The following is a 12,488-nucleotide window of genomic DNA, read 5'->3' as shown; positions in this document are numbered from 1 at the left end:
GGTCCTTTACAGTCGGAAGACGCCGTAGCCGCGCGCGCCCTCGACCGGCGCGTTGTGGATCGCGGACAGGCACAGGCCGAGCACCGTCCGGGTGTCGCGCGGGTCGATCACGCCGTCGTCGTAGAGCCGGCCGGAGAGGAACACCGGCAGCGACTCGGCCTCGATCTGCTGCTCGACCATCGCCCGGATCGCCGCGTCCGCGTCCTCGTCGTAGGGCTGTCCCTTCGCCGCGGCGGACTGCCGGGCGACGATCGACAGCACTCCGGCGAGCTGCTGCGGGCCCATCACCGCGGACTTGGCGCTCGGCCAGGCGAACAGGAACCGCGGCTCGAAGGCCCGCCCGCACATGCCGTAGTGGCCGGCCCCGTACGAGGCGCCCATCAGGACCGACAGGTGCGGGACCTTCGAGTTGGCGACCGCGTTGATCATCATCGCGCCGTGCTTGATGATGCCGCCCTGCTCGTAGTCCCTGCCGACCATGTAGCCGGTGGTGTTGTGCAAGAAGAGCAGCGGGGTGTCCCGCTGGTTGGCCAGCTGGATGAACTGGGCTGCTTTCTGGGACTCCTGGCTGAACAGCACGCCCTGGGCGTTCGCCAGCACGCCGACCGGGTAGCCGTGGAGGCGGGCCCAGCCGGTGGCCAGGCTGGTGCCGTAGAGCGGCTTGAACTCGTCGAAGTCGGAGCCGTCGACGATCCGGGCGATCACCTCGCGCGGGTCGAAGGGCACCTTGAGGTCGCCGGGGACGATCCCGAGCAGTTCCTCCTCGTCGTACGCGGGCGGTTCGGCGAGCCGGTCCGGGCCGGGGCCGGGCTTGCGGTGGTCGAGCCGGGCGACGATCCGGCGGGCGATCCGCAGCGCGTCCGCCTCGTCCACCGCGAAGTGGTCGGCCAGGCCGGAGACGCGGGCGTGCATCTCGGCGCCGCCCAGCGACTCGTCGTCGGCCTCCTCTCCGGTGGCCATCCTGACCAGCGGCGGGCCGCCGAGGAACACCTTGGCGCGCTCCTTGACCAGCACGGTGTGGTCGGACATGCCCGGCACGTAGGCGCCGCCGGCCGTCGAGTTGCCGAACACCACGGCCACGGTGGGGATTCCGGCGGCGGACAGCCGGGTGAGGTCGCGGAAGAGGGCGCCGCCGGGAATGAAGATCTCCTTCTGGCTGGGCAGGTCGGCGCCGCCCGACTCGACCAGGTTGACCAGCGGGAGGCGGTTGTTCAGCGCGATCTCGTTGGCCCGCAGGGCCTTTCGCAGGGTCCAGGGATTGCTGGCGCCGCCGCGCACCGTCGGGTCGTTGGCGGTGATCACGCACTCCACGCCCTCGATCGTGCCGATCCCGGTGACCAGGGCCGCGCCCACCGGGTGGTCGCTGCCCCACGCGGCCAGCGGGGACAGCTCCAGGAACGGGGAGTCCGGGTCGACCAGCAGCTCGATCCGCTCGCGGACCGGCAGCTTGCCGCGCTTGCGGTGGCGGTCCACGTACCTGGGGCCGCCGCCCGCCAGCGCCTTGGCGTGCTCGGCGTCGAGTTCGGCGAGCTTGGCGACCATCGCGGCGCGGTGCTCGGCGTGATCGGGCCCGGCCGGGTCGACACGGGTGGTCAGGACGGTCACAGCGGGGCCTCCGGGCTGTCCAGGAGCAGGGTCGGGATGTCGAGGTGGCGCGAGCGCAGCCACTCCCCGAGGGCCTTGGCCTGCGGGTCGAAGCGGTGCCGGGCGGCGACGCCCTCGCCGAGCAGGCCGGTGAGGGTGAAGTTGACCGCGCGCAGGTTCGGCAGAACGTGCCGGGTGACGCTCAACCCGGCGGTCTCCGGAAGGAGTTCGCGCAGCCGCTCGACGGTGAGGGCGTGCGCCAGCCAGCGCCAGCCGTCCGCGGAGCGGGCCCAGACACCGAGGTTGGCATCCCCGCCCTTGTCGCCGCTGCGGGCGCCGGCCACCAGGCCGAGCGGCGCCCGCCGGGTGGGGCCGGCCGGCAGCGGTTCGGGCAGCTCGGCCTCCACCGGGCGGGCCCGGTGGGGCTGTTGGGCCGCGGTGGTGACGGGCGCCGGCGGTACGGCGATCCGGCGGCCGTCCGGCAGCACGGCGGTGTGCTCGACGGCCTTCGCGTCGACGTGCGCGGCACTGAACACGCCGTACGGCGCGCCCGGTCCGGGCGGGGCGGTGAGGTGGAAGCCCGGGTACCCGGCGAGACCCAACTCGACGGCCGCCTTGCCGAGTTCGCGTCCGACCTTGGCCGGGTCCGGGTCGCGGGCGGCCAGCCGCAGCAGGGCGGAGGCGCCCTCCTCGGTCGGGGCGTCCGGGTGGTCGGTGCGGGCCAGGGTCCAGCGCAGTTCGGCGGGCCGGGCGTCGGACGGCAGGGCGTCGGCGAACTGCCGCCGCACCAGGTCGGCCTTGGCCTCGATGTCCAGGCCGGTGAGGACGAACACCACCTCGTTGAGGTGGCCGCCGAGCCGGTTGAGGCCCGCCTTCAGGGTGGGCGGCGGGGCCTCGCCGCGCACGCCGTCGATCCGGACCCGGTCCGGGCCCTCCCCGGTGAGCCGCACGCTGTCCAGCCGGGCCGTGACGTCCGGGCCGAGGTAGTGCGGTCCGCCGGTCTCGTACAGGAGTTGGGCGGTGACGGTGCCGGTGGTGACGGCGCCGCCGGTGCCCGGGTGCTTGGTGATCACGCTGGAGCCGTCGGCGCGCAGTTCGGCGAGCGGGAAACCGGGCCGGGTGACGTCGTGCTCGCGGAAGAAGGCGTAGTTGCCGCCGGTCGCCTGGGCGCCGCACTCCAGGACGTGCCCGGCCACCACGGCGCCGGCCAGGGCGTCCAGGTCCTCCGGGGTCCAGCCGAAGTGGGCGATCCCGGGGCCGACGACCAGTGCCGCGTCCGTCACCCGGCCGGTCACCACCACGTCGGCGCCGGCGGCCAGGCAGGCGGCGATGCCGAACCCGCCGAGGTAGGCGTTGGCGGCCAGCAGACCGCCCGGCAGGCCGAGTTCGGCCCGGCGCGGAAGCAGGTCGTCGCCCTCGACATGGCCGACGGCCGTCTCGGCCCCGAGCCGCCCCGCCAGCGCCCGCAGCTCATCGGCGAGCCGGGCCGGATTGAGGCCGCCCGCGTTGACCACGATCTTCACGCCGCGTTCGCGGGCCAGGCCGAGGCACTCCTCCATCTGGCGCAGGAAGGTCCGGGCGTAGCCGAGCGACGGGTCCTTCAGCCGGTCCCGGGCGAGGATCAGCATCGTCAGCTCGGCCAGGTAGTCCCCGGTGAGCACGTCCAGCGGCCCGCCGGTGAGCATCTCCCGCATCGCGGTGAAGCGGTCCCCGTAGAACCCCGAGGCGTTGCCGATCCGCAGTACCGTGCCGTCGCGCACCAAGGCGCCTCCCCTGCCGGTGAGTTGGGCGCGTCCTCGGACGGGCGCCACCGGGCAGCAGCGTGGCACCGTCGACAGAAAAAAGCAATCATGCTTGCTTGTTTTCTTGCACCTGTGCTGCTCGCGGCCCTCCGCCGTTGCCGGCCGCGACCGGCCGGGCGCTTCCCCGGGGGCCGCCCGTCAGGTGTAGAGGGCGGCGGCGCGGCGGGTGGCCTCGGCGAGGCGGGCGCGGAATTCGGGTGGTTGGAGGACCTCGGCCTCCGGGCCGAGGCGGAGGAGTTCGAAGAAGCCGATGTCCCAGCTCTCGACCGGCAGGGTCACGGTGACCCAGCCGTCGGCGTCCGGCGGGCCCGCGGTGGCGAGGGCGTCGGCGGCGGCGGTCGCTTCCAGCAGGACGGCGAGGTTCTCCACGGCGAACGGACTCAGGCGCACCAGGGCCCGTTCGCGCAGCATGGCGCGGGTGAACTCCCGTGCCGCCGCGGCCCAGTGCTCGGCGAGGTCGAACTCCGGGTCGCGTTCGAACCGCTCCTCGCCGGCCTCGGCGGTCTCGAAGCGGTCCACCCGGTACGAGCCGAACCGGCCGGAGGGCCCGCGCGCCACGGCGTACCACTGCCCGGCCTTCAGGACCAGGCCGTACGGCTCCAGCCGCCGGTCCCGGGTGCCACCGCGCGCCGCGTAGCGGGCGTGGAGCACCCGGTCCTCCCACACCGCGCGCGACACCTCGGCGAGCAGCGCGGGCGTCCCGGCCTCGCGGAACCAGGCCGGTGCGTCGAGGTGGAACCGCTGGACGGCGGCCGCGGGGGCGTCGCCGAGCGCGGCGGCGACCTTCAGCCGGGCGGCCAGGGCCCGCCCGGCCAGGCCCATGTCGCGCAGCGGGCCCGGGAGGCCGGCCAGGTGCAGGACTTCCGCCTCCGCGCGTTCGAGGCCGGTGAGGCGGGTGCGGTAGCCGTCGACCAGTCGGTAGCCGCCGCCCCGGCCGCGTTCGGCGTACACCGGCACCCCGGCCTCGACCAGGGCGGCGACGTCCCGCTGCACGGTGCGCTCGGAGACCTCCAGCTCGACCGCGAGTTCCGCGGCGGTCATCGCCCGCCGGGACTGGAGGAGCAGCAGCAGCGCGATGGCCCGGCTCGCCCGCACGTCGCTCCTTCCGCTCGTCCGCCGTCGTCGGGCCCCGGTGGTCCCACGGCGGCGCCGGCACCATTCTCGCCGGGCGCGGCGCCGTGGGCCCGCCCCGGCCCGGGGGCGGGCCCGGTGCGGACGGGTCCGGTGCGCACGGGGCCGGTGCGCACGGGTCCGGTGCGCACGGGTCCGGTGCGGGCGGGATCAGGCCTCCTCCGCCCTCCCGCCGAGCTGGCCGGCCTCGCCGGCCTCGCCGAGCTCGGCGGGGTCGGGGGCGAACGCGGCCATCCAGTGCGGATGCAGCCGGTAGTAGACCACGTCGTTGTCCCAGTCGAAGGCGTCGGCGCCGTAGAAGTCCCGGAAGTACGCGAGCAGGTCCGGCCAGTCCGCGGCCGGCTCGCCGTCGTGGGGGTTGAGGACCTCCACGGTGCCGTGGGTGAACACGCCCAGGTCCTCCCCGCGCAGGTGCGCGGCGCTGGCGGCGGGCCGGGCGGCGAGGTGCCGCGCCTTGGCGGCGCCCCGGGCGGTGCCGAAGTGCCACGCGCCGTGCAGGAAGTGCCCGTCCACGCCGCTGATCCGGGGCTCGCCCTTCACCGTCACGGTGGACAGCGCGAGCGTGCACATGCCGGTGAGCACGCCGGTGAGCTGCCCGGCGGTGAGGGTGCGCTCGCTGCTGATGATCGACCGCAGGTGCGCCGTGGAGCGGGAGAGCGAGGTGTCGAGGAGGGCCTGGAGCCGGCGCAGCTCGTCGGGTGTTTCGCGCATGGGGGTCCTTCTTCCGTGCGTCTTTCCGTGGGTCTTCCGTGCGTCGTCCCGGCCGGCGTCTCGGCGCCGGCCGGTGACCCCACTGTCTCCGCAGAACCCGACATCCTCTGTCGTATTTCCCCCGCGACTTGCGCGGGCGCGACGGGCCCCGGCCCTCGGCGGATCACCCCGGCAACGCCCTCGCCGCCTGCCGCGCAGTTGCCGGTTTCCGCGCCCGTGACCAGCGAACCGGCAACTACCGGAACCCCAGGATCCGTGTGCCGCCGAACCATTGACCCGGAGTCAGCGCCTCCGGAAAGATTCGCGACCATGACTACGCGCGTAAACCTTCTGTCGCGGTGGCTGGTCGCCCCGCTGCGGTGGGCGGCTCTGCTGTCGGTGCTGGTGTCGGTCGGCGTGTTCTTCGCCGGGGCCGGAGCCGCTCAGGCGGCACCCGCCTGCGGGGTGCTCTCCACCGGCGCGGCGCCGCAGGCGACCGCCGCCGTCCGCTCCGCCTGCGGGCTGATAGGCACCCCGTACTCGTGGGGCGGCGGCCACGGCTCGCAGCCCGGTCCGACGTACGGCCTCTGCGACCCCGCCAACGGCGCCCCCAACGACTGCAACGTCCGGGGCCTGGACTGCTCCGGCATGGTCCGCTACGCCTACGACCTGGCGGTCGGCGCGGACGTCATCAACGGCACCACCCGGACCCAGTGGCCGACCTCCCGGGCGGTCGCCCGCTACTACCGGGCGGACGGGACCGCACCGCTGCTCCCCGGCGACCTGGTGTACTTCGGCAACACCGCCTCCACCATCCACCACGTCGCGATGTACCTCGGGCAGGGCTGGATCGTCGAGGCCCCCTACTCCGGCGGCTACGTCCAGGTGGCGGCGCTCTCCTCGCACGGCGACTACTACGGCGCGATCCGGCTGTACGGCCCCGGCAGCACCTCCCCGACGACGCCGCCCACCACCCCGCCTCCGTCGAACAGCGGCCAGTACTGGGTGGACACCAACGCCAACGCGCCGGTGTTCGGTTCCCCGACCTCCACCACGAGCACGGGAACGCTGTACCGGGGCACGAACTACGTGTACTGCAAGGCCTGGGGCCGTGAGGTCTCCAGCGGCGCGGGCTACAACCACTGGTGGCTGAAGACCGACCCGGACAGCGGCCCCGGCGGCCAGTGGGTGTCCGCGCTCTACCTGTCCCGGTGGGGCAACGACGTGGCCAAGGACAACAACGGCACCACCATCCCCGACTGCCCGGGCGGCGGCACCCCGCCCGCCACCGGCAAGTACTGGGTGGACACCAACGCCACCGCGAACGTCTACGCCTCGCCGACCTCCACCAACGCCACCGGGACGCTGTACCAGGGGACCAACTACGTCTACTGCAAGGCCTGGGGCCGTGAGGTCTCCAGCGGCGCCGGCTACAACCACTGGTGGCTGAAGACCGACTCGGACGGCGGCCCCGCCGGCCAGTGGGTGTCCGCCTACTACCTGTCCCGATGGGGCAACGACGTGGCCAAGGACAACAACGGCACCACCATCCCCGACTGCTAGGACCCGTTCAGGACCCGTTCAGGACCCGTTCAGGCCGTGCCGGTCGCAGCCCCTCCCCCGGGGGCCGCGGCCGGCACGGCCGCTCTACCCGACGGGATTCGCGGCCGCCCGGACCGATCAGGATTCGAGAAGCGCCCGGCCGGGGTGCGCGCCTAGCGTTGCAGTCATGAGCGACATCACCATTCACTGGACCTTCCTCCCCCACACCGACCCCGAGGCCTCCCTCGCCTTCTACCGCGACCTGCTGGGCTTCGAGGTGCGCAGCGACATCGGCGGCGGCCCGATGCGCTGGATCACCGTCGGCCCCGCCGGCCAGCCCGACGTCTCCCTGGTGCTGGAGCCGGCGTCCGCCGACCCGGGCCGCACCGAGGAGGAGCAGCGGACCATCACCGAGATGATGGCCAAGGGCACCTACGCCCGGGTCGTCCTGGGCACCCGCGACCTGGACGGCGTGTACGACCGGCTGAAGTCGGGCGGCGCCGAGCTGGTCCAGGAGCCGACCAAGCAGCCGTACGGCGTCCGCGACTGCGCGTTCCGCGACCCGGCGGGCAACATGGTCCGCTTCAACGAACTGGGCTGAGCCGGGCCCACGGGCACCGGGCCCGCCCCGCCCCTCGTCGACCGCACCCGAAACCCGTTCGATCCCGGCCGGATCGATGGTTGGATCGAACGGTTCGAGCACACCGACGGCGGCCGAGGGGCGGGCCCGCCCAGCAGGCCCCTCCACAGACCGCCGAGAGCCAGGGAGCGAAGAGAACGATGACCGAGCGGACGGACGCGCAGCCGCACCTCGCCGACAGCCACGACCTGATCCGCGTGCACGGCGCACGCGAGAACAACCTCAAGGACGTCAGCGTCGACATCCCCAAGCGCCGGCTGACGGTGTTCACCGGGGTGTCCGGCTCCGGCAAGAGCTCGCTGGTCTTCGACACCGTCGCCGCCGAGTCCCAGCGGCTGATCAACGAGACGTACAGCGCCTTCGTCCAGGGCTTCATGCCCACGCTGGCCCGCCCCGAGGTGGACGTCCTCGAAGGCCTGACCACCGCGATCATCGTCGACCAGCAGCGGATGGGCGCCGACCCGCGCTCCACCGTCGGCACCGCCACCGACGCCAACGCGATGCTGCGCATCCTCTTCAGCCGCCTCGGCACCCCGCACATCGGCTCCCCCAAGGCCTTCTCCTTCAACGTGCCCTCGATCAGCGGTGCCGGCGCCGTCACCGTCGAGCGCGCCGGCAAGACCGTCAAGGAGCAGCGCAGTTTCAGCATCACCGGCGGCATGTGCCCGCGCTGCGAGGGCCGCGGCAGCGTCTCGGACATCGACCTCACCCAGCTGTACGACGACGGCAAGTCGATCTCCGAGGGCGCGTTCACCATCCCCGGCTGGAAGACGGACAGCTGGTGGACGGTCGGCGTCTACGCCAACTCGGGCTTCCTCGACCCGGACAAGCCGATCCGCGAGTTCACCGAGCAGGAGATGCGGGACTTCCTGTACCGGGAGCCGACCAAGGTCAAGGTCAACGGCGTCAACCTCACCTACGAGGGCCTGATCCCCAAGATCCAGAAGTCGATGCTGTCCAAGGACAAGGACGCGCTGCAGCCGCACATCCGGGCCTTCGTGGAGCGGGCCGTCACCTTCACCGCCTGCCCCGACTGCGAGGGCACCCGGCTCAGCGCGGCCGCCCGCTCCTCCCGGATCGCCGGGATCAGCATCGCCGACGCCTGCGCGATGCAGATCAGCGACCTCGCCGCCTGGGTCCGCGACCTCGACGAGCCGTCGGTGGCGCCGCTGCTCGGCACGCTCCGGCAGGCCCTGGACTCCTTCGTGGAGATCGGCCTCGGCTACCTCTCGCTCGACCGCCCCTCCGGCACCCTCTCCGGCGGCGAGGCCCAGCGGGTCAAGATGGTCCGCCACCTCGGCTCCTCGCTCACCGACACCACCTACGTCTTCGACGAGCCCACCACCGGCCTGCACCCGCACGACATCGACCGGATGAACCAGCTGCTGCTGCGCCTGCGCGACAAGGGCAACACGGTGCTGGTGGTGGAGCACAAGCCGCAGACCATCGCGATCGCCGACCACGTGGTCGACCTCGGCCCCGGGGCGGGCACGGCCGGCGGCACGGTCTGCTACGAGGGCGACGTGCCGGGGCTGCGCACCAGCGGCACGGTGACCGGCCGTCACCTGTCCGACCGGACGGCGCTGCGGGAGGACGTCCGCAAGCCCACCGGGAAGCTGGAGATCCGCGGCGCGGGCACCCACAACCTGCGGGACGTGGACGTGGACGTCCCGCTCGGGGTGCTCACGGTGGTGACCGGGGTGGCGGGCTCCGGCAAGAGCTCGCTGATCCACGGCTCGATCCCGCGCGAGGAGGGCGTGGTCTCCGTCGACCAGGGGGCGATCAAGGGCTCCCGGCGCAGCAACCCGGCCACCTACACCGGTCTGCTCGAACCGGTCCGCAAGGCCTTCGCCAAGGCCAACGGCGTGAAGCCGGCCCTGTTCAGCGCCAACTCCGAGGGCGCCTGCCCGACCTGCAACGGCGCCGGGGTGGTCTTCACCGACCTGGCGATGATGGCCGGGGTGGCCACCACCTGCGAGGACTGCGAGGGCAAGCGGTACCAGCCGGCGGTGCTGGAGTACCGCCTGGGCGGGCGGGACATCGCCGAGGTGCTGGCGATGTCGGTGACGGAGGCGGAGGAGTTCTTCGGCTCGGGCGAGGCGAAGCTCCCGGCCGCGCACCGCGTCCTGGAGCGGCTCGCCGACGTCGGGCTCGGCTACGTCAGCCTGGGCCAGCCGCTCACCACGCTGTCCGGCGGCGAGCGGCAGCGGCTCAAGCTGGCCACCCACATGGCGGACAAGGGCGGCGTCTACGTGCTGGACGAGCCGACCACCGGGCTGCACCTGGCCGACGTCGAGCAGTTGCTCGGGCTGCTGGACCGGCTGGTCGAGTCCGGCAAGTCGGTGATCGTGATCGAGCACCACCCGGCGGTGATGGCGCACGCCGACTGGATCATCGACCTCGGTCCGGGGGCCGGCCACGACGGCGGACGGGTGGTCTTCGAGGGCACCCCGGCCGAACTGGTCGCCGCCCGCTCCACGCCGACCGGCGAGGCGCTGGCCCAGTACCTGGGCTGAGCCGTACCCGGGCCGCGCCCGGGCCGGCCCTACCGGGGCCGGTCCGCTCCCGCCCGGTCGAGCGGGAGGGCCATCTCCAGGATCCGCGCCGAGGCGTCCAGCACGTACGGCGTCTCCTGTCCCGTGTAGGCGAACCCGCGCCGCAGGTAGAAGGCGGCGGCGCGGGGGTTCGCCTCGTGCACCCCGAGCAGCATCCGCCCGGCGCCCCGGACCCGCGCCCAGGCGAGCACCGCGTCCAGCAGGGCGTCGGCGACGCCGCGGCCCCGGCCGCGGTGCGCCGGGTCCACCCAGACGCCGATCAGGTCGAGCGCGCCCGGTTGGCTCCGGTTCGGGACGGACAGCATGGTGGCGACCCACTCCCCCGCGGCGTCCACCGCGACCAGGCCGAGGCGGTCGGGCTCGTTGACCCAGCCGCACCGGGCCATCCACTCGCCCTCGCCGTGGCGGCTCGCGTCCTCGTGGGTCTCGCCGAAGGCCAGGGGCGTGTCGAGGAGTTGGGCCAGCCGCACCTTCCGCAGGCGCTGCCAGTCCGCGCGCCCGATCCGCTCGATCCGGTAGTCCATGGTCTCCCCGTCGCACGACGCTGCCTCCGCCGCCGGTGATCACCGGCGGCGGAGGCAGGATAGCCGTGCCGGGGTCCCCGGATTCCCGAGGTCCCACGGCTCGATACGGCCCTACGGCTCCGTGCGGCCCTACGGCTTGATGCGGACCACCTGCGGGTCGTGGTCGCTGGCCTGCTGGGCGAACTCGGCGTTGATGTGCACCACGTCGTACTTGGCGTAGCCGACCTCGGGGCTGACCAGGATGTGGTCCAGCACCTGGGAGTTGCCCTGGTAGACGTACGAGTACTGCTCGGTCTCCGGCAGCTCGTTCACCAGGTCGCGCAGCACGCCGTCCTTGGTGAGCGCGCCGAGCGCGGGCGAGAACTGGTAGTCGTTGAAGTCGCCGAGGGAGACGACCTTGGCCTCCTTGTCGGCGGCCAGCAGCTGGGCGACGAAGGCCTGTTCCACGGTGGCCTGCTTGATCCGCTGCACCTCGGAGCTGCGGACCGGCTGCTGGAAGCGGCTGTCGATGCCCTGGTCGCCGCCCTTGCTGTTGAAGTGGTTGGCGATGACGAAGACGTTCTTGCCGCGGAAGGAGAACTGGCCGACCAGCGGCTTGCGGCTGTTGGTCCAGGCCTCGTCGTTCGGCTCGATCCGGCCGGGCGAGGCGGTCAGCGCGGTGCTCGCGCCGGTGCCGGTCACGCCGACGGCGGAGGTGGCGGCGCCGCCGGGGATGTCGGTGAAGGACACCCGCTGCGGGTTGAACAGGAACACCTGGCGGATGTTGCCGCCGGGCTCGCCGCCGTCCTTGCCGTCCTGCGGGTCGACCGAGCGCCAGTCGTAGGCCGGGCCGCCGGCCGCCTTGATCGCGGCGATGAACTTGGCCACGGTCTGGCTCGCGTCCACCGTGCCGTCGTTCTTGGCGCCGTTGTTGTCCTGGATCTCCTCCAGGGCGACGATGTCGGGCGAGCGCAGGTTGGTGACGACGCCCTGGGCCAGCTCGGCGAACTTGGCGTCCGGGTTGCCCGGGGCCAGGTTCTCCACGTTGTAGGTGGCGAGGGTGAGCTCGCGGTCGGTCGCCTGGGCGGTGACCTCGCGCTGGAGGTGGTTGTCCTTCAGCGTGCCCATGGTGCCGGCGACCAGGGTGTAGCCGCCGAAGTTGTTGTAGTCCAGCGGGCCGGTGGTGGTGCCGGTCAGCTCGTCGCCGACGTTGGCGACCGGGAAGGGCTGCTGGGTGACCGCGGCCTGCTGCTGGATCATCAGGCGGCCGACGTTGGGCTCGCGGTAGGACTCGTACAGGACGCCGCCGCGCTTGCTGCGCTGGTCCTGGCGGTCGGCGGCGACCCACAGCTCGTTGTACTTGTCGGTCGCCTGGATCACCCGGACGTCCTTGACCTGGACGAGCATGCCCTCCAGGGACTCGTAGAAGTCCAGGGTGTACTTCTCCGGGTTGAGCGCCACGCCGTCGACGGAGCCGTCCGCACCGGCCGGCGGGGCGTAGGTGCCGGGGATGTTGCGGGTGTCGACGACCACCGGGGCGGGCAGCGGGTTGCCGGCCGACAGGACGGTGACGCCCGGGGCGGAGATCTCGGTGAGGGACTGCGAGCCGCCGCCGAAGTTCGGGTAGTACTCGGTGACCTTGCCGCTGACCAGCACCGAGTCGCCGACCTTCACGGTCGGGTTGCCGCCGGTGAAGACGAAGACGCCCTCGCTGGTGGCCGGGTCGGCGTCCGGGTTCGGGTCCTGGAGCCAGAAGCCCTTGGAACTGCCGTACGCGCGCACGCCGGTGACGATGCCGGGCACGCCGGTGACGGGCTTGCCGGCCTGCGGGGATATCCGGGTGCCGCCCTGGATGTCGTGGATCCGCAGCGGGCCGACCTCGGTCGGGGCGGGGGTCGCGGGCGCGGCGGCGTTGGCCACCGGCAGCGGGACGAGCACCAGCGAGGCGGCCAGCGAGGCCGGGATCAGGGCGGCGCGCAGCAGGGCTCTGCGGGGGCGGGATGCGGGGGCGGTGGTCACCGGGGCTGGACTCCTAGCTCCG

At 73.2% G+C, this 12,488-nt stretch carries 9 protein-coding genes; 3 read left to right on the top strand and 6 right to left on the bottom strand.

What is annotated here, in order from left to right:
• Positions 1-6: 6 nt before the first annotated feature.
• From ACGFSC_RS10255 to ACGFSC_RS10240, 4 genes are all read right to left on the bottom strand, one after another.
• Entirely contained in the window at positions 7-1,605 is a 1,599-nt protein-coding gene (locus ACGFSC_RS10255; RefSeq protein ID WP_359915035.1) for a carboxyl transferase domain-containing protein, read from the bottom strand.
• The gene (locus tag ACGFSC_RS10250) at positions 1,602-3,278 is read right to left on the bottom strand and encodes an acyclic terpene utilization AtuA family protein (RefSeq protein WP_392862987.1); all 1,677 of its coding nucleotides are present in this window, start codon (positions 3,276-3,278) and stop codon (positions 1,602-1,604) included. Before ACGFSC_RS10250 ends, ACGFSC_RS10255 begins: the two co-directional genes overlap by 4 nt.
• Before the next feature lie 246 nt (positions 3,279-3,524).
• Positions 3,525-4,481, bottom strand: coding sequence for a WYL domain-containing protein (locus ACGFSC_RS10245; RefSeq protein ID WP_359915040.1), 957 nt, complete (start codon positions 4,479-4,481; stop codon positions 3,525-3,527).
• A gap of 186 nt (positions 4,482-4,667) precedes the next feature.
• Positions 4,668-5,228 (bottom strand): pyridoxamine 5'-phosphate oxidase family protein, encoded by a 561-nt coding sequence (locus tag ACGFSC_RS10240; protein WP_359915043.1) that lies wholly within the window; start codon positions 5,226-5,228, stop codon positions 4,668-4,670.
• A 309-nt stretch (positions 5,229-5,537) separates the two neighbouring features.
• On the opposite strand from ACGFSC_RS10240, the gene ACGFSC_RS10235 reads away from it, so the two are divergent.
• From ACGFSC_RS10235 to ACGFSC_RS10225, 3 genes are all read left to right on the top strand, one after another.
• Positions 5,538-6,770 (top strand): C40 family peptidase, encoded by a 1,233-nt coding sequence (locus ACGFSC_RS10235; RefSeq protein WP_359915046.1) that lies wholly within the window; start codon positions 5,538-5,540, stop codon positions 6,768-6,770.
• 166 nt (positions 6,771-6,936) lie between these two features.
• On the top strand, positions 6,937-7,350 hold the full coding sequence (locus ACGFSC_RS10230; protein ID WP_359915048.1) for a VOC family protein: 414 nt from the start codon (positions 6,937-6,939) through the stop codon (positions 7,348-7,350).
• Between the two features lie 179 nt (positions 7,351-7,529).
• Positions 7,530-9,905, top strand: a complete 2,376-nt coding sequence (locus ACGFSC_RS10225; RefSeq protein WP_359915051.1) for an excinuclease ABC subunit UvrA — start codon at positions 7,530-7,532, stop codon at positions 9,903-9,905.
• Positions 9,906-9,934: 29 nt separating this feature from the next.
• Here ACGFSC_RS10225 and ACGFSC_RS10220 read toward each other — a convergent pair whose 3' ends face one another.
• On the bottom strand, positions 9,935-10,468 hold the full coding sequence (locus tag ACGFSC_RS10220) for a GNAT family N-acetyltransferase (protein ID WP_359915054.1): 534 nt from the start codon (positions 10,466-10,468) through the stop codon (positions 9,935-9,937).
• 129 nt (positions 10,469-10,597) lie between these two features.
• Entirely contained in the window at positions 10,598-12,466 is a 1,869-nt protein-coding gene (locus ACGFSC_RS10215) for an endonuclease/exonuclease/phosphatase family protein (protein ID WP_359911228.1), read from the bottom strand.
• Between the last annotated feature and the right edge of the window lie 22 nt (positions 12,467-12,488).

It is taken from the genome of Kitasatospora sp. NPDC048715 (assembly GCF_043198905.1).
GTDB classification, from domain to species: Bacteria; Actinomycetota; Actinomycetes; order Streptomycetales; family Streptomycetaceae; genus Kitasatospora; species Kitasatospora lactacystinica.
Note: the sequence above shows the minus strand (reverse complement) of the source record. Positions and strands in the feature narration are given on the sequence as shown.

What these genes read in the sequence shown, in the direction of transcription:
- ACGFSC_RS10250 (WP_392862987.1), bottom strand. Translation starts at nt 3,278, where the DNA reads ATGCGGGAGATGCTCACCGGCGGGCCGCTGGACGTGCTCACCGGGGAC.
- ACGFSC_RS10240 (WP_359915043.1), bottom strand. Translation starts at nt 5,228, where the DNA reads ATGCGCGAAACACCCGACGAGCTGCGCCGGCTCCAGGCCCTCCTCGAC.
- ACGFSC_RS10235 (WP_359915046.1), top strand. Translation starts at nt 5,538, where the DNA reads ATGACTACGCGCGTAAACCTTCTGTCGCGGTGGCTGGTCGCCCCGCTG.
- ACGFSC_RS10230 (WP_359915048.1), top strand. Translation starts at nt 6,937, where the DNA reads ATGAGCGACATCACCATTCACTGGACCTTCCTCCCCCACACCGACCCC.
- ACGFSC_RS10225 (WP_359915051.1), top strand. Translation starts at nt 7,530, where the DNA reads ATGACCGAGCGGACGGACGCGCAGCCGCACCTCGCCGACAGCCACGAC.
- ACGFSC_RS10220 (WP_359915054.1), bottom strand. Translation starts at nt 10,468, where the DNA reads ATGGACTACCGGATCGAGCGGATCGGGCGCGCGGACTGGCAGCGCCTG.